21 protein-coding genes and 1 riboswitch are annotated in these 22,355 nt (G+C 44.2%); of the genes, 5 read left to right on the forward strand and 16 right to left on the reverse strand.

Translation table 11 applies throughout. The features are described from left to right. Positions 1-252: 252 nt before the first annotated feature. A complete protein-coding gene (locus PYS60_RS05270) occupies positions 253-1,611 on the forward strand; it encodes a uracil-xanthine permease family protein (RefSeq protein ID WP_315568245.1) in 1,359 nt (452 codons plus the stop codon). Between the two features lie 70 nt (positions 1,612-1,681). Next, a riboswitch (Fluoride riboswitch) is annotated at positions 1,682-1,751 on the forward strand. 49 nt (positions 1,752-1,800) lie between these two features. Next, complete coding sequence (locus tag PYS60_RS05275) at positions 1,801-3,015, forward strand: cation:proton antiporter domain-containing protein (RefSeq protein ID WP_315568246.1); 1,215 nt, start codon at positions 1,801-1,803, stop codon at positions 3,013-3,015. 18 nt (positions 3,016-3,033) lie between these two features. On the opposite strand, the gene PYS60_RS05280 is transcribed toward PYS60_RS05275, so the two are convergent. The 5 genes from PYS60_RS05280 to PYS60_RS05300 form a co-directional block, all read right to left on the reverse strand. Continuing rightward, complete coding sequence (locus tag PYS60_RS05280; protein WP_390866520.1) at positions 3,034-3,198, reverse strand: hypothetical protein; 165 nt, start codon at positions 3,196-3,198, stop codon at positions 3,034-3,036. An 80-nt stretch (positions 3,199-3,278) separates the two neighbouring features. After that, positions 3,279-4,451, reverse strand: coding sequence for a DUF819 family protein (locus PYS60_RS05285; RefSeq protein ID WP_315568248.1), 1,173 nt, complete (start codon positions 4,449-4,451; stop codon positions 3,279-3,281). Between the two features lie 68 nt (positions 4,452-4,519). Further along, a complete protein-coding gene (locus PYS60_RS05290) occupies positions 4,520-5,152 on the reverse strand; it encodes a hypothetical protein (RefSeq protein ID WP_315568250.1) in 633 nt (210 codons plus the stop codon). 11 nt (positions 5,153-5,163) lie between these two features. Continuing rightward, positions 5,164-5,718, reverse strand: coding sequence for an LOG family protein (locus PYS60_RS05295; RefSeq protein WP_315568251.1), 555 nt, complete (start codon positions 5,716-5,718; stop codon positions 5,164-5,166). A gap of 99 nt (positions 5,719-5,817) precedes the next feature. Beyond that, positions 5,818-7,449 carry a DUF438 domain-containing protein gene (locus PYS60_RS05300; RefSeq protein ID WP_315568253.1) on the reverse strand — a complete coding sequence of 544 codons (1,632 nt, stop codon included), beginning with the start codon at positions 7,447-7,449 and terminating at the stop codon, positions 5,818-5,820. 242 nt (positions 7,450-7,691) lie between these two features. On the opposite strand from PYS60_RS05300, the gene PYS60_RS05305 reads away from it, so the two are divergent. Continuing rightward, positions 7,692-8,912 (forward strand): arginine deiminase, encoded by a 1,221-nt coding sequence (locus PYS60_RS05305; RefSeq protein WP_315568254.1) that lies wholly within the window; start codon positions 7,692-7,694, stop codon positions 8,910-8,912. Between the two features lie 111 nt (positions 8,913-9,023). Here the strand turns inward: PYS60_RS05305 and PYS60_RS05310 are convergent, their stop codons facing one another. The 8 genes from PYS60_RS05310 to PYS60_RS05345 all read right to left on the reverse strand — a co-directional run bounded on the left by PYS60_RS05310 (position 9,024) and on the right by PYS60_RS05345 (position 16,626). Next, positions 9,024-9,833, reverse strand: coding sequence for a Cof-type HAD-IIB family hydrolase (locus tag PYS60_RS05310; RefSeq protein WP_315568255.1), 810 nt, complete (start codon positions 9,831-9,833; stop codon positions 9,024-9,026). A 21-nt stretch (positions 9,834-9,854) separates the two neighbouring features. Continuing rightward, complete coding sequence (locus PYS60_RS05315; RefSeq protein ID WP_315568257.1) at positions 9,855-11,213, reverse strand: sensor histidine kinase; 1,359 nt, start codon at positions 11,211-11,213, stop codon at positions 9,855-9,857. 4 nt (positions 11,214-11,217) lie between these two features. Beyond that, positions 11,218-11,874: a response regulator transcription factor gene (locus PYS60_RS05320; RefSeq protein WP_315568258.1), complete on the reverse strand. Its 657-nt coding sequence runs from the start codon at positions 11,872-11,874 to the stop codon at positions 11,218-11,220. 139 nt (positions 11,875-12,013) lie between these two features. After that, positions 12,014-13,387, reverse strand: a complete 1,374-nt coding sequence (locus PYS60_RS05325; protein WP_315568259.1) for an ABC transporter permease — start codon at positions 13,385-13,387, stop codon at positions 12,014-12,016. Positions 13,388-13,398: 11 nt separating this feature from the next. Next, positions 13,399-14,043: an ATP-binding cassette domain-containing protein gene (locus PYS60_RS05330; RefSeq protein WP_315568261.1), complete on the reverse strand. Its 645-nt coding sequence runs from the start codon at positions 14,041-14,043 to the stop codon at positions 13,399-13,401. Between the two features lie 13 nt (positions 14,044-14,056). Continuing rightward, positions 14,057-15,388 carry an ABC transporter permease gene (locus PYS60_RS05335; RefSeq protein ID WP_315568262.1) on the reverse strand — a complete coding sequence of 444 codons (1,332 nt, stop codon included), beginning with the start codon at positions 15,386-15,388 and terminating at the stop codon, positions 14,057-14,059. 175 nt (positions 15,389-15,563) lie between these two features. Then, positions 15,564-16,133 (reverse strand): TetR/AcrR family transcriptional regulator, encoded by a 570-nt coding sequence (locus PYS60_RS05340; RefSeq protein WP_315568264.1) that lies wholly within the window; start codon positions 16,131-16,133, stop codon positions 15,564-15,566. Positions 16,134-16,203: 70 nt separating this feature from the next. Then, positions 16,204-16,626, reverse strand: coding sequence for a bis(5'-nucleosyl)-tetraphosphatase (locus tag PYS60_RS05345; RefSeq protein WP_315568266.1), 423 nt, complete (start codon positions 16,624-16,626; stop codon positions 16,204-16,206). A 548-nt stretch (positions 16,627-17,174) separates the two neighbouring features. Here PYS60_RS05345 and PYS60_RS05350 point away from each other — a divergent pair. Continuing rightward, on the forward strand, positions 17,175-18,335 hold the full coding sequence (locus PYS60_RS05350) for an RNA-guided endonuclease InsQ/TnpB family protein (RefSeq protein ID WP_390866557.1): 1,161 nt from the start codon (positions 17,175-17,177) through the stop codon (positions 18,333-18,335). 192 nt (positions 18,336-18,527) lie between these two features. After that, complete coding sequence (locus PYS60_RS05355) at positions 18,528-19,382, forward strand: NAD(P)-dependent oxidoreductase (RefSeq protein ID WP_315568269.1); 855 nt, start codon at positions 18,528-18,530, stop codon at positions 19,380-19,382. A 301-nt stretch (positions 19,383-19,683) separates the two neighbouring features. Here PYS60_RS05355 and PYS60_RS05360 read toward each other — a convergent pair whose 3' ends face one another. The 3 genes from PYS60_RS05360 to PYS60_RS05370 all read right to left on the reverse strand — a co-directional run bounded on the left by PYS60_RS05360 (position 19,684) and on the right by PYS60_RS05370 (position 22,353). Further along, complete coding sequence (locus PYS60_RS05360) at positions 19,684-20,118, reverse strand: RbsD/FucU family protein (protein WP_315568270.1); 435 nt, start codon at positions 20,116-20,118, stop codon at positions 19,684-19,686. Between the two features lie 12 nt (positions 20,119-20,130). Further along, positions 20,131-21,279 (reverse strand): ABC transporter substrate-binding protein, encoded by a 1,149-nt coding sequence (locus tag PYS60_RS05365; protein ID WP_390866521.1) that lies wholly within the window; start codon positions 21,277-21,279, stop codon positions 20,131-20,133. Between the two features lie 93 nt (positions 21,280-21,372). Beyond that, on the reverse strand, positions 21,373-22,353 hold the full coding sequence (locus PYS60_RS05370; RefSeq protein ID WP_315568272.1) for an ABC transporter permease: 981 nt from the start codon (positions 22,351-22,353) through the stop codon (positions 21,373-21,375). Positions 22,354-22,355 lie beyond the last annotated feature (2 nt).

The raw sequence follows: 22,355 nt of genomic DNA on the forward strand, positions 1-22,355 counted from the left end.
GGCGCTTAATTTGTTAATTTGACAAATTGCAGTTCCGGAAGGGACAGATTTTCGCCGCTTTTTTGTCTATAGAAAGCAAATTTTCCCCTGTTTACCGCCCTAAAGCAGCAGATATTTGGTAAATTTATCCCGTCCGACTTCTCTAACTTTCTCAGTTCGTCAGAATTCGACTTGCATTTTCTTCACTTCTAGTTCATAATACCTTCAATTTGCGTAGTAATTTAACCTACAGCATTGATTCAGGAGGTTTGCATGGCAACTTTGAGTAAAGTCAAAATCGGTGATGAACCGATTCGCGACATTAGCGTCTTACCGAAAAGCAAGATACTTTTATTAGGTTTCCAACATACATTCGCGATGTTCGGAGCCACTGTTTTAGTTCCGATTCTGACGGGATTGAACATTAACACGGCATTACTGATGGCCGGTGCGGGAACTTTAATCTTTCATTTGTTCACGAAAGGTAAGGTTCCCGCTTTTTTAGGCTCCTCGTTCGCTTTTATCGGCGGTTATAATTTAGTCGCCCCGTTAGTTAACGGTAAAGCCGACAGTCATCAAATTGCTTTAGCTTCAGGCGGTGTCTTTGTCGCCGGTTTGGTCTATTTGGTTTTGGCCGGCTTGATCAAGGCTTTCGGCACCCGCAAAGTTATGCGTTTCTTCCCGCCTGTGGTTACCGGTCCGATTATCATCGCTATCGGTTTAACCCTCTCTCCTTCCGCTGTCGGCAGTGCTTCCAAGAATTGGTTATTGGCTATTGTCGCTATCGCCGTGGTGGTAATTTGTAACATTTGGGCCAAGGGCATGTTGAAAATCATTCCGATTATTATGGGTATCGGCGTTTCCTATATTCTGGCTGTCTTAACCAATAATGTCGACTTTTCCGCCTTTCAACATATTCAATGGTTGGCTTTGCCGGTTGAACCGAGCAAGTTTATGGCTTTTGATTTGAGTGCCATCTTAACGATTGTGCCGATTTCTTTGGCGACAATGATGGAGCATATCGGTGATATTTCAGCTATCAGCGCGACAACCGGAGAAAATTACATTGCCGATCCGGGCTTGCACAGAACTTTAATGGGTGACGGTATTGCCACTTCGTTCTCCGCTATTTTCGGCGGTCCTGCCAATACTACTTACGGTGAAAATACCGGTGTTCTGGTATTAACAAGAGTTTACGATCCGAAAATCGTCCGGATTGCTGCCGTTATTGCCATTGTTCTGGGTTGTTTCCCCGTCCTGAGTACTTTTATTCAAACCATTCCCGGTGCTATCATCGGCGGTGTTTCCCTGATTCTTTACGGCATGATTTCCGCTATCGGTGTTCGTAACCTGGTAGAAAGTCAGGTAGATTTCACCAAATCAAGAAACTTAATCGTGGCTGCAACCATTTTAGTTGTTTCTCTCGGTTTCAAAAACGGTTTAACTTTCAATATCTCCTCCGTCACAATTACTTTGTCGAGTATTGCGCTGGCTGCTATTTTGGGTATTGTGTTGAATTCCATTCTGCCCGGTAAAGATTATATCTTCACGGTTGATCAGCCGAAAGATACCGGTGTTAACTTCTCCGGTGTCGATACGACGGAAAAAGGTAAAGGCGGCGAAGAAGCTTAATTCGTCCGCAATTATCGTGCTTCTTAAAACCTTCAGGTTCATAGAACTTGGAGGTTTTTTGTTGTATAATGTTCCTAATGGGAATGAAGTTCTCCCAAGGGAAACCTGAACCGCTTTAAGCTGATGACTTCTGCGAATTTTGTTGGTCGCAGGAAGTTGTCGTTTTCCTGCGGCAGGAGGGAGAATTTGATGTTAACATCATTGTCATTTATTTTCTTGGGCGGCTTAGCCGCAGCTGCACTTTGTCGCAAACTTAATTTACCCGGACTTATAGGTATGTTGTTCACCGGTATTGTTTTAGGTCCGTATGTACTTAATTTGTTTGATGCGAAAATTTTAAATATTTCCGGTGATTTACGCCAATTAGCCTTGCTGATTATTCTGCTCAAAGCCGGTTTTTCTTTAAATTCGGCGGACTTAAAAAAAGTCGGTTTGCCGGCAATTTTACTATCTTTTGTTCCGGCCACCTGCGAAATTGCCGCTTATACGCTCTTCGCTCCCCTGTTGTTGCATATTAATATACAGGAAGCTGCCCTGATGGGTAGTGTTTTGGGCGCCGTTTCTCCGGCTGTCGTTGTTCCGCGCATGGTGCAATATATGGAAAAAGGTTTGGGTACAAACAAGGGGATCCCGGCTATGATTATCGCCGGCTCCTCGTGCGACGATATATTCGTCATTGTTTTATTCAGCTGTTTTCTCAGTATGCTCCAAGGCCGAAGTTCCGACTTCAGCAAGCTGCTTAATGTACCCCTTGCCATCGTCTTAGGTATTATTGCCGGCATAATCTGCGCTTATCTCCTGCACGCTGTTTTTCAGTACTTGAAGCGGCGGCAGCGTTCTCTGCGTAACAGCCTGAAGCTCATTATTATTCTCGGTCTATCTTTGCTATTGTTAGCTGTAGAAAAAGAACTGCAGGGAATAATTGCCTTTTCCGGTCTTTTAGCAATTATCAGTATGGCTGTGACCCTCAAGCAACGTACTCAAGCTCAACTGTCTGCCGATTTAGCTGCTAAATTGGGGAAGCTTTGGTTGGCGGCCGAGCTGATTTTATTTGTTCTTGTCGGTGCAGCCGTCGATATAAAATACACCTTAAATGCCGGTTTAGCTGCAGTTCTGCTGATTTTCCTGACACTTATAATTCGCACTGTCGGGGTCTTCATCTGCTTATGGCCAAGCAAACTCCTCTTGCGGGAAAAGTTTTTCTGCGCTTTGGCTTATCTGCCCAAGGCAACAGTTCAGGCTGCTATCGGTTCCGTTCCGGCAGCTTGCGGTTTGGCCTGCGGTCCGATTATCTTATCTGTTGCCGTTCTGGCGATTCTGATCACTGCGCCTCTGGGGGCTTTTTGTATGGATTATTTTTCTCCAAAGTTGCTTACGCTATCTGAAGGCAGCACGCAAGAGTGAATCTGAAGGAATGTTAATTTATAGCGTTTTTTGCTTATCATTGATTCTGCTCCTTACATGCTCAAAGACATCAACCTTAGAAAGGCGCACAGAAGATTCGGCAGCAATCCTATCTGCTTCATCAAGCTTTCTTTCTATATCATCGGTAAGGGATGCGTATTGTTCCAAGCTCATAATAACCATTGTTCCTTAATCGTTTTTTGTAAAAAATACCTGTTTTCAGAGTTTGTCAGGCGACACAAAAGCTGCCGCCTGACGCCCGCTTACAGCAAATTGCCGACAATTGTCCCGAGATAATTGCCGATAATATAGCCGAATAAGCCGACAAAAATACCGGGGCCGATTAAAGAGTTCCACCCTTGCGAAATAGCCATGGCGGAAGCTGTAGCCGGGCCGCCGATATTGGCATTGGAAGCAATAATAGCCTCTTCCAGACTGAAATGGAAAATTTTGGCGCCGACGAAAGAAAAAAGCATATTACAGCAAACCATAATAAAGCAGAAAAGCAATAATAACGGTGCCGTTTTAATGATTAAAGGTAAGCTGGCCGGGACGCCGATAACGACGAAGAAAATGGAAATTAAGAAATTACCGACCACATCGGCGCCTTTAATACGTTCGCAAAAACGCGGAAAGGCCGTGGCCAACAACATGGTAGCAGTTGTAATAATTAAATATGAATTACCTAATAACTGCCGCACTAAATTGCTGCAAAAATTGTCTGCCGGAATCACGGCGGCAAAGTAGTCGGCGGCACTATTGCTGACGGCAACAATCGCAGCGGAAACGGCAAACAAATAAGCCAAATCCACCGGCGTCAAACCGGCTTGAGCTTTTTCTGCCTTTTTCGCCGTCTCAACCTGCGGCAAATGGTGAAAATGTTTTTGGAAAAAGCCTAAGCGCGGGATGGTCACCAGAATAATAAAATATAGTGCCATATTGAAGTTATCCGCAACTGTCGTCGCGGAAACTAAAGTTTTGTCAAGCTTGAAGACTTGGGCTAAAGCGACGAAATTAACGCCGCCGCCGATATAAGAGCCGGTCATCATCCCGGCAATTTCTCTCAAATTAGGGATGAGGCCTGCTAAAAGAGCATGTGCCGCCACAGCTCCGACAATAGTTCCCAGCGCCCCGATACCGAAAAGAATTAAGCTGCGCCCCGATTCTCGGAAAATACGCCGTAAATTACTTTGAAAAAGCAACATCGGTATGGACAAAGGAATCACATATGTCCAAATGTTATCGTAAACAGGCGATTCCAAAGGTAAGATGCGTAAATTGGTTAAGATGGCAGCGCCTAACAAGCCGATAACGGCAGCTGAAAGTTTTTGGGCCCAATTGTAGCGTTGTTCCAATTTTAAGGCTACAGCTGTAACAATTAAAAGGAATCCCCAAATAAGCCAAGTTTGTTCTGAATTAATTAAGGTTGTCGGCATAATAATGTGACCTTCCTGAAATAAGAGTAATTTTGCCCATTATAAATGCCTTTTGTTACGCTGATATGTCAAGCTTTTTTGCTCTCGGCCTCTGTATGCGTTGTCTCCCCGGCCGTTTCGTTCGACTCCGGCTCAGCAGCGGCGACTTTCGGTTCTTCAGTGGCGGCCGCTTTCGTTGCTTGCGTTTCGGCAGCAGCCGGTTCCTGCTCGGATGTGACGACTTCCGGATTTTTCAGCTCTTTCGGCTCGGCAGCGACGGCTTTCAGTTCTTCAGTGGCGACGGGTTTCGTTGCTCGTGTTTCGGCAGCAGCGACTTTCGACTCGGATGCGGCGGCAACTTTCGGCTCTTCTTGCTTCTGCTCCGAAGCAGGCTGCTCGGTTGCCGTTGCAGTCGCTTGCGTCACTTGCACATCAGCACTGTCTGCTGCGGCCTTCGGCTTGCTGTCCTTAGCGGCTTTTTCTCTTTTAGCCTCTTTTTTTTCAGCAATAGACGCCTTCATCGTTTGAATTAATGTGGACAAATCCATCTCGTGCACTCTACTGTCGCTGTTCCTGCCGCCGGCAACCTTCAAATAAATCGAGAAAATATTCAAGGTATTCTCAGGCTCTTTACCTTCCCAAAGTTGCATCTGAATCTTGCCCAAAAGCAGGACCAAATAAATAACCAGCATAAAGCCGAAAATTATAGCTAAAATATGCATGCGTTCCTCCGTTAAAATTCCGCCACTACATGATAAGTGTTGATATATTCGGCTATCTCGTTCAGGCTGTCGGAGAATAAAACATTATTTCTTTGCGCCTGCCCCAGATAACCCTCATGTACCATTAAGTCCAGCTGCTGCCTCAAAGGTTCATAATATGAAGCAATGTTGTAAAAAACGCAAGGTTTATCATTCTGCCCGATTTTGGCCCAAGATACGACATCAGCTATTTCTTCCAAAGTTCCTAAACCGCCGGGTAAAGCGATAAAAGCGTCGGCCATATTGATTAAACGTTTCTTGCGTTCCAGCATATCCGGCACTTCGTAAAATTCCGTTAAACCTTTGTGCGCACCTTCATGTTCAATCAGAAAGCCGGGCATAATTCCAATTACTCTGCCCTTGTTCTGCAATACTGTATCGGCCAGCAGACCCATCAAGCCGTCATTACCGCCGCCGTAAATCAGTTGATGACCGTTCGTCGCTATCCATTTACCTAAATTTGCCGTTTTTCGGGCGTAAATCTCTTTCGTGCCCATTTTGGCACCGCAAAATACCGTAATATTCACAATCGCCCCTCCTGCTCGTTTTTTTCTATTATACTTGATTAAATTTATTTGTGGGAATTGACTCCGCAAACTGAGAACGTCCGTTATCTTCTCTCGCCGTCATTTTTGCCTATCGGCGAAATAAGCCCGTAACTTGGCTAACAATTCATTTAGGGGAATTCCCGACCGCTCACTCATATCGCTGACCTTGGCCTTAGGTAGCATAATTCGGGCCAACGGCGTATCCAACGCCCGGAATTTGAAGCTCAGAGTGAATAAATAACTTTTCAAGTTTTTATCCGCCGCCAACAAATCTTTGAGCATCGTCTCGGCGTTAATCTCCTCCGGCACGATTTTCTGCACCTTTTCAGGCGGGACGGCAGCTGCCTGCCCGACGCTAGGCGCAGCAGACGCCTCGTTGTTTGCGGGCGCCGCCTCCTTTTCCCAAGTCAATAAAGTGCGGGAACCCTGTAAAGAGCGAATGTGCGTGCAATCTTGCATCATTTCCAGAATACCGCGAAATTTCCCCGTTTTATCCCGGACAGCCGTATAAAGAATATAAATAAAAACATCCGGCTTATTAATCCAGAATTCCGCCTGTTCCTGTTCGCCGCTTCTGAACTTGGTAATAATTTCCTCCACAATATGGACGCTTTTGCGCGGATGGCAATTTTTCACATTCCGGCCTATAACATTAAGCGAGCGCGGGAAAACCCTTTTAGGCGTGTCATTATAAAATTTAACAATTTCATTCTCATCGACATAGCAAAAATCTACCGGCATATGGCGGAAAAGCAAATTAATTTGTTCCAAAGTCATTTTACCGTTACTGACTTCCAACTCGCCGCCTGCTTGCGGCTGCGGATAATATTTTCCCACCAGGGCCGCTAAATCAGCGGCAAAATTCGAAATGTCGGCGGCAGTGCCCGCATTAGTGCCGGCAGCAGTGCCGGGCGTTGCTGTTGTCGTTTCGGCAGCAGCATCCGGCGGATTGACAGTAATATTGGCAAAACCTATTTCCTGATCGCCGCGGCGCATCAATTCAAATTCCTCCGGGGTAATTAACGCTAAAGATGTCGGATATAAAACCGTCTCTTCTTTTTGCATCAAATCCAAGACATCCGCCACAATATCAGCCTGCAAGCTGATGAATTTTTCCTCGTTCGCCGCTGTCAGCAAACTCATGTTGCCATCCACACTTGTCTCTTCGGCGCTCAGCAGTAATTTATACGCACTGTCGATTTCTTGCCGGACAAAATCGTCCAAGGTCCACATCGTTGTCGTCGGGCGGGTAAAACCCTTGCGTTCCAAAAGCGGATACAGTTGATTCTGTTTGCGTTGTAAATGCTTGCGCCAGGCAGAAAGCGGCTCATACAGGGCCAACCATTGATTTTTAATTGCCGGATATTGCACCAGCTCCTGAATTTGCCCCAATATTTCACGAATTTTGTCATTTTCCCGATAATAACAACTTAAAGGATGCTCCGGCGGTAAATCCGGTCGTTCCCGCACCAGAACGCCGTCGAACAAAGTAATCATTGCCTGAATATCTTCTTTCCGACATTCATCTTCAACTTCCGGCTTCAATTCCTGTTCAATCAGGGCAACTTCATACGGTTGCAGACTTTTAACTTGCAATTGCAGCTGCGCCTGCGCTTGAGCCAAAGTCAACTCGCCCCGATCATAGGCTTCTTTTATTTGAAAAGCCCGTTTCAATTTTTCTGTATCTATATTCGGTAAAAATTCCCGCATCTGTTTCTCCTTCTGCTCCGCCTTCTACACGTCTTCCATCGTCTGAAGCTGTCTGAAACCATGATAATCTTTAGTAAGAAATAGGGCAAATACAGCTTACGTAGCGGAGCGAGTATTTCCTGTTTTGCCGCACTTTTACCGACCGAAATTTAGGCAATGAGCGCAGTTGTTGCGCGCAAACATTCCGCAAATATTCAAATCAAGGTATAATAGAGAATAAGTTTCAGACCGAGGAGGTGTCTATGCCCTTAGTTAATATTAAATCGGAAATTGGTAAATTGCAGGCAGTTATTCTGCATCGGCCGGGACGGGAATTGTTGAATATCACGCCGGAAATCATGGCCGACTTATTGTTTGATGAATTGCCCTTTTTGGACGAAGCGCAGAAAGAACACGATAATTTCGCCGAGATTTTGCAGAAACAGGGTTGTAAAGTTTATTATTTGGAAGACTTGGCGGCGGAATCAATTACAGATGAATCCATCAGGCAGGAATTTATCGACACCTATCTGCAAGAGGCTGATATTGCCGTGCCGCGTGAAATGCATCTTCTGCAGCAGTACCTTTACAGTTTGAATAATTATGACCTGGTATTGAAGATGATGGAAGGTATGCGCAAAAACGAATTGCCGTTGTACAACAAAACGACTTTGGTTGAAATGACGGAGAAACGTTCCTTTTTCGTGACCGAGCCGATGCCGAATTTGTATTTTACCCGTGACCCTTTCGCCTTTGTCGGTAACGGTGTCAGTTTGAATCATATGTGGTCTGTAACCAGACGGCGGGAGACTTTGTTCGGGCGGATGATTTTCCGCTATCATCCTTTATTTCGGCAGGAAAATTTGCCCTTGTGGTACGATCGGCACGACGGTTTGTCGATTGAAGGCGGCGATATTATTGTTTTGTCCGATAAAGTTGTGGCTGTCGGTGTCAGTCAGCGGACAACAGCTGCAGGTGTTATGCGTTTAGCGCACAATTTGCTTACAAGCGGCAGCGGTTACGAGACGGTTCTGGCACTTACAATTCCTAAATCGCACGCTTTTATGCATCTTGATACAGTTTTCACCATGGTTGATCGGGACTTGTTCACCTTGCATCCGCAGGTGGATGAAACTTTGGAGATTTATGCCCTGACTTTGCGCGGGAAAGAAATTCACACCGATTTTCTGGGTAATGATTTGCAGGCAGTTTTGAAGCGTTATTTGCATATTCCGGCCGTAAGATTGATTCGTGAAGGTAAAGGTACGGTAATGGATGCGATCAGGGAGCAGTGGAGCGACGGTTATAATACTTTGGCTATCAGTCCGGGCGAGGCTGTTGTTTACGATCGTAATGTTTATACAAATGAAGAACTGGACCGTTACGGGGTGAAATTACATGTTTTGCGCTCCGGTGAACTTTCACGCGGGCGCGGCGGCCCCCGTTGCATGTCGATGCCTTTAAGACGTCTGAATTTGGATTAAATAAATCGTTCAGGATTGAGCCGTCCGAATTAAGCGACAGCAAATATATGTTAAACGAAGACCGCCTTGAATATCAGGCGGTCTTCTTTACAACCGGCTCAAACTCAACAGTCAATTAATTAAATTCAGCCGTTTAAGTGCCGCGCAAATGCCGTCGGCATCATTACTCAAAGTATGTTTAGGAAATTTCGCCAACAATTCCGGCTCGGCATTGGCCATCAAGTAATATTTGCCCGCCGTCTGCAACATTTCCACGTCATTATAGCTGTCGCCGAAAGCGATAGTATTTTTCAACGGCACATGCAGATAGCGACAAAAGAGCTGCATCGCCCGACCTTTGTTGACACCCTTGTGCATAATTTCCACCAATTTTGCCGAAGACCTGGTGACTGATAATTGCGGGAAAGCCGCCTTAATTGCAGCGGCGATCGCCGTAATTTTTCCGGGAGCGCAAATACACATAATCTTATTAACCGGCAAAGTCGACGGTAAAATTTCCGCCAAATTTCCGTTGATAACTTTCGGCGTCGCCCGCACAATATTCATCTCATTTTTGACCCGCTCGTCAAATTTACGCACATACCATTCGGCCGCCGTGTAAGCATTCCAAGTAAGGTCAAAGTCGTTAATCTCAATAAAATTCACAATTTCCTGCGCTTTAGCGGCACTGAAGCCGACATTTTGCCACACTTCCCCTGCTTCGTTCAAAATCAACGCCCCGCTGTAACAAATCAGCGGACAATTGAACTGATAGCGCTCCAACAAAGGATAAAGTCCCAAAGGGCTGCGTCCTGAAATAATAACAAAAGGTATTCCGACCGCCTGCAAATGTTTAATCGCCCGATAAGTCGGTACGGTAAGTTCATGCTTGCTGTTCAGCAAAGTACCGTCGCAGTCACTGAAAACTATTGTTTTTGCCATATAAGCCTCCGTATCTCAGCATTATACCGCTTTTTCAGACGATATATCACGTTCTTCCGGTTTTAATTGTAATGAGAAACACATGCCGCCTTCAACTTCAGCAAATTGATATTTTATCTTATATGTCTGCAAAATGTTGCGAATTAAATAAAGGCCCAAACCGGTGCTGTGTTCTGACAGTTTTTGCGGCAACAGCGCGAAGGCATCCCGGATATCTTCCTGACTCAAAGGTTGACAGGTATTGAAGACGCACAGGCAGCCGGCGGCAATGTAGATGCGGATTTTGCCCTGCGCAAGCGTGTATTTGACGGCGTTGCTGATCAGATTGGCCAATACCTGGCGGCAAGCTATTTCCGGTAAATAAATACAGGTATCACCGACATCGATCTGTAAATCAAGTTGTTTTTCCTGCACCAGAACTTCATGTTCTTTGACCAATTCCTGCAACAGGGGGGCCAATTCCAGTTTTTCAGTCGGCGGTTTCAGCTCCGCCAATTTGGAAATAACCAAAATTCCGCGAATCATGGCATGCAGGCGATCGACAACGGCAATCGACAGCTGCAGATATTTTTTATGATCTTTGTAGCGTCCGACATCATAAAGCATGTTTTCCAGCATAACTTTCAAACCGGCAAGCGGGGTTTTCAGTTCATGCGAAGTGCTGCGCAGAAAATTAACCTTCATTTTTTCCAAGGTCAACATTTCCTGATTGCGCTGTTCCAGGTCGCTGATTGTGGTCAGCAACTTACGATAAACGCTGTTTATCTGGCGGTTCAAGTCGGCAATTTCATCCTGACCGTTTTCCGGCAAATAGGCGCTTTTATCAAGTTCTTCCATGCGCTTTGTCACCTGCATGCTGCGATAAATCGGGCTGGTTACAATTTTGGCGTAAATATAGGAAGTTATCAGGGCGAATAAAACACAGGCAATTAAAGTGTAAGGCAGGAAGCTGAAGCTCTTGTCTCTGGCCGCCATGTCGACATCTTCGGTGGACATAACCTGCAACAATAATTCCTTGCCGGCAGCTGTATGAATAGTTCTGTCAACAATGAAAACATAATTGCTTTTGCTTTGCCCGGCGAAATTGAATTCCGTCGCCAATTCCGCGTCTTTCTGCTCCTTCGGGTCACGCACCAGCGCCTTAATTGTGTTATTGCGGGAAAAAGCCTCAACTGCCTGTTTGAGCAAATCCTCATCGAAGCCCTCGAATGTCTGGGCGATCAAACCGGCCTGCCGCTGCAGTAATTTCTCCTGATTATCTATGTTGCTGTAATAAAAATGGCTGTAAAAAATAAAATGCATCACGGCAACCAGCGCCAGCATCAGAGAGCAGGTCAGAATAAATATTTTCGGAAAAAGTTTCAAGCGCATTTTACTCATAAGCTCACGATTTCTTCAACATATAGCCGACGTTGCGGACCGTAACGATACAATCCAAGTTCAACTTACGGCGCAATTCTTTGATATAAACATCAATAACCCGGTCATAAGGGATTTCATCTTTTTCCTGCCAAACGTGGTCCAAAATTTGTGCTCTGGTCAAAACCTTATCGCTGTTTTGACAAAGGTATTTCAAGATTTCCAGTTCCTTAGGATTAATCGCCACTTTTTCCCCTTTATACGTCGCTTCATACGCCGAAAAATCCACCTGACAGTCCTTATAAATAAAGACTTCATAGTTGGAATAATAACGCTGCAGCAAAGCTTTAATTCTGGTGCCTAAAAGGGGCAGAGAAAAAGGCTTCTCGATAAATCCGTCCGCCATATGGGCAAAGGCGCTGATTTTATATTCTTCATCGCCGAAGGCTGTCATCATGAGAATGGGAATTTTGCTGGTCGTTCTGATATGGCTCAACAGATCCAAACCGTTCAATTTCGGCAGCATGATATCCAGAAGTATAAGGTTGAACTCTTCCCGTCTGAACAAAGTTAAGGCTTCCAAACCGTCTTTGGCAGCCTTGCACTCATAGCCCATATCACGGATATATTCGCAAACACCTTCCAATATCAGCTCATCATCTTCTACAACTAAAATTCTCATATTCTCTCCCTGAAAAACTGCTTGCCCGGATTGTTACCGTTCAGGTCGCCAATTTCCCGGGCAACACAGTTAAATACTAATTTATACGTTCAAGTGCTGTCAACTGCTATAACTGCTGCAGCGGGGCAGCGGCGAGCTTTTACAGAACATCGCTCAATAATTCTTTCGGACTCTTGTGCAGGATGAAATAACTTGCCAGCAGCAAAGAAATGACAATCACGACAATACTGCCGATAAGTACCGGTACAACATCCTGTGCGCCGATATTTAAAGTTAAAGTTTGCAGAGTTTGATTGAAGCTGTCGCTTTCAGCTCCACCGCCCAAATTGCCGGCGGCCGCCGCCTGTAATAACTGTCTTTGGATACCGCGATTAACCTGCTGCAGAATAAATTTCTGCATATTGTCGCCGATACTCCACGCCACAGCGTAAGCTGCCGGAAGTGCGAAAGTCGCCAACAATAAAAGTTCCATGAAAAATTGGCCGACTATCTGCAATTTATTCATACCCAACGCCAATTTAATTGCCGCTTCCCGTTTCCGTGCCTGTAAGAAAATCAGCAGACAGAGGGAAAGAATAATCATCGCCAGACTGATACTCAAGATGCCCATATTACGGGAAATTTTATTAACGCCGTTAATAGAGGCCTGCAGCGCCGGGAAATTATCGGCACTCTTCAAAAGTTTATAAGCCCGCCAGTCGATGGATAATTTCTGCAAATTACTGAATACCTTATCCAAATCTTCTTCGCCGCGCACAAAAAAGGTGGCGTCCTGATATAAAGCGTTTTCCGGTGTATAACCGTACATAGCCGCCGCTGTTGTTAAATCCGTAATTATCTCATTGGCATAATAATTGGCGGCAAAAGTGACCGCACGCTTATTTTTTCCGCTGAAAAAGCCCTTGATTGTGACTTCGACTGTTTCTTCAGCCTTTTTTTCATTATCCGCATCATAAATATTGGAACGCAACTTGAATTTATCACCGATTTTCCAATTGTTTTTCTTGGCCAGCTCTTCGTGCACCAATACCTGATGCTTATCTGTCGGTTTAAGATGTTCGCCGGCTGTTAAAACATAAGTTTTGCCGACAAATTTCGTCTCTTTCTCCGAATCACCTACCCCGGTAACCATCAAGGCCTTTTCAAAATGTTCCTTCGTTTCTAAAGCTCGACCGCTTACCGGGTCAATATCAATGATTTCATTGTCGACCAGATCGCCGACGGCATTAATGCGCTTGGTTGAAGAAGCAACATATTCCGATTGTTCAATCTTGCTGATATCCTCACCTTTTATGTTGCCGGCACCTCTGGCTGTTCCCTGATTATAATAGCGATTAATTTGCAGCGAAAAACTGTTGGTAATGTTCTTAAAGTTGTTTCTGCCGGCAGCCTTAACGGCGCTGCGTAACGATAAACTCAGCAGGCTCAAGGTTGCCATAACCATAATAATAAGAGCAAGCAATAAAGACTTGAATTTTTGTCTTGTAACGTAAGCAAAGGCATTTTTCCACATAAGCTTCTCCTTTAACGACTTTTATTGCTCAAATGCAAAGTATGATTTTTCAATTCCCAAATTTCATCCGCCGAAGCTGCCACTTCTTTACTGTGCGTAACCACAATCACGCATTTCCCGTGTTTGTCGACCGCTTCCCGCAAGATGGCGATAATGTCGGCGGCAGTCTTGGGGTCAAGATTACCTGTCGGTTCGTCAGCCAGAATAATCGGCGCTTCTGCCGCCAAAGCCCGGGCGATTGCCACTCTTTGCTGTTGACCGCCGGATAATTGCAGAACATTGCGGGTAATTTGCCCTTCATTCAAGCCTAAGCTCAGAAGCAAATCGGCCGATGCCTTTTTATTCACCAATCGGACGTTCTCCAACGGCGTCAAATAATCAATCAAATTATAATTTTGGAAAATCAGACAAACCTGTTTTTTACGATGCTTGGCATAACCGTCCAAACTGATATCCCGTTCATCAAATTTAATTTGCCCTTCATTCGGGCTGTCCAAACCGGCCATAAGTGACAGGAGAGTCGATTTACCTCCGCCTGATTGCCCGACAATGGCATAAAACTTTCCCGCCTCGAAGCGACTGTTGACTTTTTGCAAAACCTGTTCTTTGCTGCCGCGATAACTGTAAGCGACATTTTCCAAACTCAATACACTCATATTTCACTCCTCATTAACTCATTTTTGCTAATATTTCTCTCGGTTTTCTCCGTAAAAAGATGCCCGCCCCGATAATTACGGCGCTAATAATGATGCCAACCAGCAAACTGTAAGAAGCAAGCAGCGTCATAGGCTCGGGCCAACTGCCGACGGCAAAAGTCCACGCTCCGCCCGTGTCTGCCCGACTCATAAGATCGGCTGCCAGTTGTTTTTGCAACCAAGGTCCGCTAACTGCCGCCAACAAAATTGCCGGCAAGCTTAAATACAGCTGTTCCGTAATCAACTGCCGGATTATTCCTTTTCCGTCCCGCCCGACGGCCAACAGTATGCCTATTTCTCGGATGCGATTGCGTAAGCACACTAAAAGGATTAAAGCTGAAACACTTAAGGCGGCAATGATTACACCCAAGGTTAAAAGTCGAACCAACGTTTGTAAGGTCCTGAAAGAATCTTGCGTATCATTGGCCTGTTTTATGACCGGCAAAACCTGATAAGCGGCAGCATCCTCGAGGTAATTGGCGTAATTTTCCTGTAGTTGCCGCAGGAAATTTTTATCTTTGCTCCAAAAATCAACCTGTTTTACAGCTTTAGCGCTTTCTGCCGGCTCTCCCCCGCCGTCCATGTTATAGGACGTAAAAACGGTATTCTCGCTCAAGTCCGACGAAAAGCCTTGAAAGTGTTCTTCTTTAACTCCGGCAAAAATGCCGACCAAGCGATACTTAACGGCAGCCTGCACCTCACCTTGCACCTTTCCCGGCGGCAAGTCGCTTTCTGCTTTTCCCTCCGAATTGGAAACGGTATTTTTTAATTTCCATTCGGACAAAGAAATAGTATCTCCGAGCTTCCACCCGTTCAGCTGTGCCAAAGACTCATGCACCATGATCTCGTTTCTATCCCGACTTTGCAGATGTCGTCCGGCTGTTAACTTGAAACGGCCGCTTAAAAACTCGCTTCGGCGACTGCTGTCATCGACGGCATATACACCCAACAACTTATTAACTTCCGCCTGATTATCCAATTGCACTGTCTGCTTGCCGGCAAAAACCTTGCCCGCACCTGTCGGCAACATTGCCTGACTTACAGCCAGCCGATTAATCAGCTCCAAGTTGAAATTTCGGCGTAACTCATTTAATGTCGCCTCGGAAAAGCGCCGCCCGTCCTTACGACTCAAAGAAGCCGAAGCTTCCGTCACCTGTTCAATTTGCCGCAGCATTTCGCCGATTGTCCGATTAACGGTCAAACAAGTATAAATTGCTGCCAGCGCTATACTTAACACGGCCAGCCACATACACGACTGCTGCTTGCGTCGCCAAATATATAAGGCTGCCTGTTGCCATATTTGCATGATTCAGTCCTCCAATTTCTTACCGGCAAAGCCAGTATATAACTGCGATATGAAACCTTGATGAAAAGCAAAAAAATACCGGCATCTCCGTCAACAGAAGAAATGCCGGCAAATAAAAGCGCCCCACGCACGCCTGCAGCTACTTGAGTAAATCCGCACCTGCAAGACTTATACGTCAAATACGATCTATACCATTCAAAATAAAGTGCACCGTCTCATTGTAATGCTTTAAGAATATATCTCTCGACCACCCTTCCAAATAAAGCCGTTGAATTAAAGAGTGAAATACTGCCCCGATAAATTGCAGACGTTCATTCGTATAAATCAGCATCAACTGCTGCTCGGGGTTCTGCTTGCCCATATACTCCCGCCAGCGCATCTCCAACTGCAAGCTCCAATATAAATAACGATTGCGGAATAAATCGTAATTATTGGCAGAATAAAGCTCCGCCGCCAAGAAATCACCGTAATCATACATCGCCGCCTGCAAATCGACATGCCCGAGTTTGCAGAATTTCAGGAAATTCAGATGAATATTATGGAAGCGCCTTAATAGAATATAGAAATAACTCTCTTCCAGGCTGTCGAAATACTGATAAAAGCTGCCCCTCGACAAGCCTACCAACTCAACAACATCCTTGACCGTCGCCTGCTCCAGCGTGTGCTTTTGAAACTCCTGCTCCAAAGCGCTGATGATTTTTTCCCGCTTGATATTGCTCAAATTAAAAAAAGTTTGTTTCGGCACAAAATCCGCTCCTTTTCTTATCTTGATGTATTCACAATATTATTTTATAACAAAATTTCGATTTTTTCGGCTAATTCGGCGCTTTTCGCTGCAAATAGCGCTCCGCCAGCTGTAAAACGGCTCTGATCCCCGGAAATTCCAGGCGCTTATAAGCCGCATTATAAGGCAGCAACTCAATTTGGCTGATTTCCGCCGCCTGCGGTACCAATTTCTGCTGACTGTATTCCGCTAAAAAATAGACTACCTGTTTTTTTATGTTGTTGTTATGCGGCAGCAGATATTCATCGACATAGCGAAATCCTTTGATGAATTCAGGTTCCAGACCTGTTTCTTCTTTGATTTCTCTGCCTGCTGTCATCAATTCCGTTTCTTCTCCCTCGACATGGCCCTTGGGGAAGCCGTGGTGGCCGTCAAGCTGGCGAACTATCACATAGTGGCGTTGACCGTTGATGAGCGTAAATACTACCGCTCCGCATGATTTTTCCTCCAACATTTTCTTTTCCCCTCTCGTTCGATTTAATTGATTATAGCATAAGATAATTGGATTTTTGTAACAATTAATTACAATTATATTATGCCGGTAACGGAGCGAATTTCAGATTGCGGCTTGCGGCTTGCGGAGGCGGGCTTGCGGAGGCGGAGGCGGGCTGAGGTGGACTGCATGCCGGGGCCGGGTGAGCTGAGTTGAATCAGGCCGGGCCGGGGTGCTTGCCCGGATCGAAGCGGGACTGCATGCCGGGTCGAAGCGTTAAATATGTAAATTCTGTAATATGGCGCGATGTTTTTGGCAAAATTAGTCCTATTATTATAATTAATAGCTTATAATTTACTTATCGGATATTTTAGGAGGCAACCTTAAGCAATCAAAACCATTGTTAATGGTGATTAAACACGTTAAAATATACTCACAGAGGATATTGCCGTGAACACATCTAATATCACTAATTACAAAAAATGATAATCGTCAGATTGTTATTTATGCCGGAGTATCTACAAGAAACTTTCGTAAGTATAGAAAACAAATAGAAGGGGATGAAAAAATTGCTAAAGAGCTTCAAAACGGAAATAAATCCGACAGTCGAGCAAAAAATCAAGATTAACAAGACTATCGGCACTTGTAGATACGTTTACAACTTCTATCTTGATCATAACAAAGCTTTATACGATAAAGGCGAAAAGTTTATGACCGGCAAGAGCTTTAGCGTCTGGCTCAATAATGAGTACATTCCTAATAACCCTGAAAAAGTATGGATTAAAGAAGTGTATGCAAAAGCTGTAAAAAAGTCTATTGAAGATGGATATACTGCATTTACAAGATTTTTTAAACATCAAAGTGCTTTTCCTAATTTCAAAAAGAAAGGTAAATCTGATGTAAAAATGTATTTCGTAAAGAACAATCCTAAAGATTGCAGCTGCGAGAGACATAGGTTGAACATCCCTACTTTAGGTTGGGTACGCATTAAAGAAAAAGGCTATATACCGACAACTAAAGACGGCTGGAAAATCAAAAGCGGTACAGTATCCATCAAAGCAGGCAGATATTATGTGTCGGCTCTTGTGGAAATTCCCGCCGCTAAGGCCGCTAAGATTGCTGATAATAGCAATGACGGCATAGGAATTGACCTTGGATTGAAAGACTTGGCGATTGTTTCTAATGGTAAAACCTATAAAAACATCAACAAGTCGGCAAGAGTTAAAAAGTTAGAAAAGAAATTGCGCAGAGAACAAAGATGTCTCTCACGCAAGTATGAGAATTTAAAGAAAGGAGAGTCCACTCAAAAGAATATACAAAAGCAAAAGCTTAAAGTGCAAAGAGTTTATCATAAAATGGATAATATCCGTACTGACTATATCAACAAATCAATAGCCGAGATAGTGAAAGCCAAGCCGTCTTATATAACTATTGAAGATTTGAATGTATCAGGAATGATGAAGAACAGACATCTATCCAAAGCCGTTGCATCACAAAAGTTCTATGAATTTAGAACTAAGCTTAAAGCTAAGTGTGATGAAAAGGGTATTGAATTAAGAGTCGTAGACAGATGGTATCCATCGTCCAAAACATGTCACTGCTGTGGAGCTGTCAAGAAAGATTTGAAGCTTTCAGATAGAATATACCGTTGTGATTGTGGCTATGTCGAGGATAGGGATTTTAATGCTGCACTTAATTTAAGAGATGCTTTAACTTACGAGGTTGCATAATGAAAGCAAACGTAAGTATGTACTGCGGGCTATCGCAGGAATTTACGACTGTGGAGTGTACATGAGCTTGTGAGTAGCGTATTGTTTACAATCGCCAAAGCATACACGTTGAAGCAGTAAGAAGTATCCGCAAGGACTTCAATTTCTCGATGTGTTTGAGTATATTTCAACACATTTTGAGTGGCAGGGCTTATGCAAATAGCTTTTATCGGTACCGGTGTCATGGGACAAGGAATGGTACGTAATTTATTAAAGAATAATTTTTCGGTTGGCGTTTTCAACCGCACATATGCTAAGGCCAAGGTTTTGGAGGCAGACGGCGCTGTTGTCTACTCCAACTTATCCACCTGTATAGAAGATGCGGATGTAATTATCACGATGTTAGGGTATCCGATTGACGTCCAGAATACTTATAAAAAAGTTATACCTTCAGCACGCAAAAATGCTTTATTAATCGATATGACCACTTCTTCTCCTATTTTGGCGCAAAATCTGGCAGTCCAAGCGGAAATGGCCGATTTGCGAATGCTGGATGCTCCTGTTTCCGGCGGCGATGTGGGGGCAAGGAACGGTAAATTGACAATCATGGTCGGCGGCAAGGAAAAAGATTACGAAAGCGCTTTACCGCTGTTTCAGGCTATGGGTGAAACTATTACTTACATCGGACAGGCCGGCAGCGGCCAACATTGTAAGATGGCTAATCAAATTGCTATTGCCGGTGCTATTGCCGGTGTCATGGAATCTTTAGCTTATGTTAAGAAAAACAACTTGCCGTTGGAACCGGTGCTGAATGCTATTTCCGGCGGGTCGGCTGCTTCTTTCCAACTTGATTACTGTTCTAAAAAGATTATGGCGCAAAATTATGCGCCGGGCTTTTTCGTCAAGCATTTTATTAAGGATATGCAGATTGCTCAAACCTGTGCTTTGAAGAATCAGTTGGTTTTGCCGATTTTGCAACAGGTTCTACGAGAATTTAAGACTTTGGCCAAGTTAGGTCTGAGTGATGAAGGGACTCAAGCTCTCTATAAATATTATATTGAATCCTGAGTTCCAGGGATTTAATCGGCCGAAGGTTCGAAAGAGGGCGAGGTTTTGACGGATTTGCGGCGGCCGGGTCGAGGGTTCGAGGGTTCTAGAGTTCCGGGGGCTATTTGGGCTCTGGGGGCGCAAGCAGTGTCTTTAAGGTGACCGGAGCAGCTTGCTCTCGCAGCAATATGCTTTTTGCCCGGCAGCTTCTCTATCTGACAGCGTAAGCAGCAAAAATAAGCGGTCCTTATCCAGCTCCTACAAGGATAAAAGAGCTGTAAGGACCGCTTTTGTGCGATTATGTCATGTCAAGGAAGGGTATTCAAACTACACCTTTTTGTAAAAGTACATTGGCATACAAAGCTTTTTCCGAACTGGTAATAATCAAATAGGCTTGCGCTGCTTCTTCATAAAACTTGAAACGCTCCAAAAATCCTACTACCTTTTCACCACGCTCATCAACTTTTTTCACTTCCGCCTTAACTACATCCCAAATAGGTGTAGGTGCATTATCGCCCGGCACTTTTGCCATTAAACTTACCGGTTGTTCTACATATTGATCAAGCGGCATAACCTGTAATACTGCCTGTAATATTTCCTGAACACCATGTCCGTCTAAGCGGACAACATGAGCATTTTTACCTAACGATTCTGCCGGGAAATTGCCGTCAGCAATTACCAGACGATCTGAATGACCCATTTCACATAAGCGTTTTAACAAATCCGGACTTAAAATTGCCGGAATACCTTTTAACATATTCCCATCTCCTTATTCATATAAGCACGGAGCAATTTTAGGATCCTTCATATTATCGGCGTTGTACCACAAAGCACCTGTATCGACATCCTTAACAGCTTCACCTTTGGCGGCGCTGACTGCCAACTTCACTGCCTGATAACCGATTTGTACCGGATTTTGAGTAACAGCACCGGCAAACAGTTTTGATTTAATAGCTGCCAACAATTTTTTACCTGCATCAAAACCGACTGCGACAACTTTACCTTCACCGATTTTGTCCAAGCCTTCATTTGCTGTAATAATAGCGTTAGCGGCAAATTCGTTGGACCCGTAAATAGCAATCAAATCCGTTTTTTCCAAAATAGCTGCTGCAACAGCTGCTGCATCAACATCTTTAACCTCTGCAGGAATACCCACATCAATTATTACTTTAGCTCCAGCTTTTTCCTTCTTCAAACTATCATGGCCTTCTACAGAAACTTTATCTGCACCGATTAATTCAACCATTTTATCAACAAAGCCTTTAGTACGGGAAACGATGGATTGAGAATTGGATTCTTGCGCTACAACACCAATACGAACAGGCTTGTCACTCTTTAATTTACTCTCAATCATCTTATACATCTCTTTAGCAGCCAATTCACCGGCAGCTTTATTATCAGTAGCCGCGTTACCTTTAACCGCATTCTTCGGAGCATCAGGTACACCTGAGTCAAAGCCGATAATCGGAATACCACTATTCATTGCTGTCTTAATAGAATTCAAAGATGCTTTGGTATCCAATGCAGCCAAGCAAATAGCATTAGGTTTTTTCGCAATTGCAGCATCAAGATACTCTATTTGTTGAGCAATTGCCGACTCATTATCCGGGCCTTGGAAAGTAATATCCACACCGAATTCTTTCGCAGCCTGATTGGCACCTTGTTCAACTGCTTTCCAGAACTGATGCTGGAAGCCTTTAGCAATAACATCAATGTGCATTTTTTTGCCGTCCGTATTTTTTTCTGCGACTTTGTTCGTCGACTTGGACTCAGTCTTTTTAGCTTTATCCTCCTTAGCCTTGGACTCGGTCTTCTTACCTTCCTCCTTAGGCGCACTTTGCTTCTGACAACCTGTTGCCAAACCGGCCATCATCGCTGTTGCTAATACGAGAGCCGTTAAAACTTGCTTGCTCTTCATATGTTTTTCCTCCTTAAAATTATTAGATGAACTTTTGCCATCTTTTAACTTACTTTTTGAAATAATCCGCGTAAATTCGGAACAATCGAACTATTACGCATTCTTACGTTTACGATTGAGAATATCCATGTAAACTGCGAAAATTAAGATAATACCGGTGATGAACAATTGATAATGAGACTGTACACCGATGTAAGGGAAGCCGATCTTAAGTACGGTCATAATCAAAACACCGATAATCGTACCAAAAATGGAGCCTGAGCCGCCGGCTAGTGAAGTACCGCCGATAACCACACCGGCAATCGCATCAAGTTCAAAGCCGTTACCTGTATTCGGCTGAGCGGTTGTGAAAACAGCAACATAAGCAATACCTGCTAAAGCTGCGAAAAGTCCGGCAAAAATATAGGCTAAGCACTCATATTTGGCGACGTTAATTCCGGACAATCTAGTTGCTTCTTTATTGGAGCCAATAGACAGAATATAACGTCCGATACGTGTTTTGTTCAAAATAACACCCATAATAACAGCCAATACGACCATCAAAACGAATCCTGTCGGGAAATTTTTAGGTAAAATGCCATCTTTAGTTACCATAAAAAGCTCTCTGAACCAAGCTCCGGCACTATCACCTTGAGGGAAAGAGATAGTTTTCGTCTTGGAAACAATGGAACCCAAGCCGCGGGAAATCATCATTGAACCTAAAGTGGCAATAAAAGATGGCAGACCGAATTTTGAAACCAAAACACCGTTCAGCAAGCCGAAAAGTCCTCCGACCAACAAAGTAACGATAATCACCAAAGGCATCGGCAATCCCGCTTCCATCAATGTACCGCCGATTAATGCGGCACAAATAGCAACGGTACCAATTGACAGGTCAATACCACCTGTACAAATAACAAATGTTACACCTATGGCCATAAACGAAACATAGTATGCTGATTTAGCAATATTTGTAAATGTTGTGGGCTGCATGAATTTCGGGGTAATTAATGAGAAAGCCACGCAGATAACAATCAACGCCAGTACTACAACTGCCTGCTGATTGGCGAATATTTTCTTCAGTTTACTGTTCATAT

Origin of the sequence: Amygdalobacter indicium (assembly GCF_029101545.1) — a bacterium.
GTDB classification, from domain to species: domain Bacteria; phylum Bacillota; class Clostridia; order Saccharofermentanales; family Fastidiosipilaceae; genus Amygdalobacter; species Amygdalobacter indicium.

Excerpts from the sequence above, each read along its gene's own strand:
- PYS60_RS05320 (WP_315568258.1), bottom strand. The coding sequence starts at position 11,874 with ATGAGAATTTTAGTTGTAGAAGATGATGAGCTGATATTGGAAGGTGTT.
- PYS60_RS05270 (WP_315568245.1), top strand. The coding sequence starts at position 253 with ATGGCAACTTTGAGTAAAGTCAAAATCGGTGATGAACCGATTCGCGAC.
- PYS60_RS05315 (WP_315568257.1), bottom strand. The coding sequence starts at position 11,213 with ATGAGTAAAATGCGCTTGAAACTTTTTCCGAAAATATTTATTCTGACC.
- PYS60_RS05275 (WP_315568246.1), top strand. The coding sequence starts at position 1,801 with ATGTTAACATCATTGTCATTTATTTTCTTGGGCGGCTTAGCCGCAGCT.
- PYS60_RS05360 (WP_315568270.1), bottom strand. The coding sequence starts at position 20,118 with ATGTTAAAAGGTATTCCGGCAATTTTAAGTCCGGATTTGTTAAAACGC.
- PYS60_RS05325 (WP_315568259.1), bottom strand. The coding sequence starts at position 13,387 with ATGTGGAAAAATGCCTTTGCTTACGTTACAAGACAAAAATTCAAGTCT.
- PYS60_RS05370 (WP_315568272.1), bottom strand. The coding sequence starts at position 22,353 with ATGAACAGTAAACTGAAGAAAATATTCGCCAATCAGCAGGCAGTTGTA.
- PYS60_RS05365 (WP_390866521.1), bottom strand. The coding sequence starts at position 21,279 with ATGAAGAGCAAGCAAGTTTTAACGGCTCTCGTATTAGCAACAGCGATG.
- PYS60_RS05310 (WP_315568255.1), bottom strand. The coding sequence starts at position 9,833 with ATGGCAAAAACAATAGTTTTCAGTGACTGCGACGGTACTTTGCTGAAC.
- PYS60_RS05355 (WP_315568269.1), top strand. The coding sequence starts at position 18,528 with ATGCAAATAGCTTTTATCGGTACCGGTGTCATGGGACAAGGAATGGTA.
- PYS60_RS05280 (WP_390866520.1), bottom strand. The coding sequence starts at position 3,198 with ATGGTTATTATGAGCTTGGAACAATACGCATCCCTTACCGATGATATA.
- PYS60_RS05285 (WP_315568248.1), bottom strand. The coding sequence starts at position 4,451 with ATGCCGACAACCTTAATTAATTCAGAACAAACTTGGCTTATTTGGGGA.
- PYS60_RS05345 (WP_315568266.1), bottom strand. The coding sequence starts at position 16,626 with ATGTTGGAGGAAAAATCATGCGGAGCGGTAGTATTTACGCTCATCAAC.
- PYS60_RS05335 (WP_315568262.1), bottom strand. The coding sequence starts at position 15,388 with ATGCAAATATGGCAACAGGCAGCCTTATATATTTGGCGACGCAAGCAG.
- PYS60_RS05330 (WP_315568261.1), bottom strand. The coding sequence starts at position 14,043 with ATGAGTGTATTGAGTTTGGAAAATGTCGCTTACAGTTATCGCGGCAGC.
- PYS60_RS05300 (WP_315568253.1), bottom strand. The coding sequence starts at position 7,449 with ATGCGGGAATTTTTACCGAATATAGATACAGAAAAATTGAAACGGGCT.
- PYS60_RS05305 (WP_315568254.1), top strand. The coding sequence starts at position 7,692 with ATGCCCTTAGTTAATATTAAATCGGAAATTGGTAAATTGCAGGCAGTT.
- PYS60_RS05290 (WP_315568250.1), bottom strand. The coding sequence starts at position 5,152 with ATGCATATTTTAGCTATAATTTTCGGCTTTATGCTGGTTATTTATTTG.